The sequence below is a fragment of the Staphylococcus simiae genome (genome assembly GCF_002902085.1).
Lineage (GTDB): Bacteria > Bacillota > Bacilli > Staphylococcales > Staphylococcaceae > Staphylococcus > Staphylococcus simiae.
Window position 1 is genome coordinate 1 of record NZ_PPQR01000085.1, and the last position, 746, is coordinate 746.

Genomic DNA, 746 nt, shown 5'->3' on the forward strand with positions numbered 1-746 from the left:
AGCCCAACGACTGTGGGAACTTATCCAGTGACCGTGACAACAACAGACGCTGAAGGAAACACAACAGAGACGAAATTCACGATTACAGTGGTGGATACAACAGCACCAACGGTGAAAGCCATTGATGATCAAACTAAAGAGGTCAATACGCCAATCGATAACATTGTCATTGATGGAAGCGATAATAGTGATCAACCAGTAACGAACAGTGTGAGTGGCTTACCAGCTGGTGTGACGTTTGATGAAACAACGAACACGATTAGTGGCAGCCCAACAACAGTAGGTACTTACCCAGTGACCGTGACAACAACAGACGCTGAAGGAAACACAACAGAGACGAAATTCACGATTACAGTGGTGGATACAACAGCACCAACAGTAAAAGCGATTGACGATCAAACGAAAGAAGTTAATACACCAATTGACTCAATAACAATCGATGGTCAAGATAACAGTGGTCAGCCAGTGACAAATAGTGTAAGTGGTTTACCGAATGGCGTAACGTTTGATGAAGCGACGAACACAATTAGTGGCAGTCCAACGACTGTAGGTACGTATCCAGTCACAGTGACAACAACAGACGCCGAAGGTAATACAACAACAACACAATTCACAATTACAGTAGTGGATACAACAGCACCAACGGTGAAAGCTATTGATGATCAAACAAGAGAAGTGAACACACCAATCGACAATATCGTTATCGATAGTCAAGATAACAGTGGTCAACCAGTGACAAATAGTGT

General features: G+C 43.2%; 1 protein-coding gene. It reads left to right on the forward strand.

The window, feature by feature from the left end; all coding sequences use genetic code 11:
• Positions 1–746 (forward strand): Ig domain-containing protein (locus CD113_RS10065; RefSeq protein ID WP_206167422.1); only part of this gene is annotated, 746 nt, incomplete at both ends.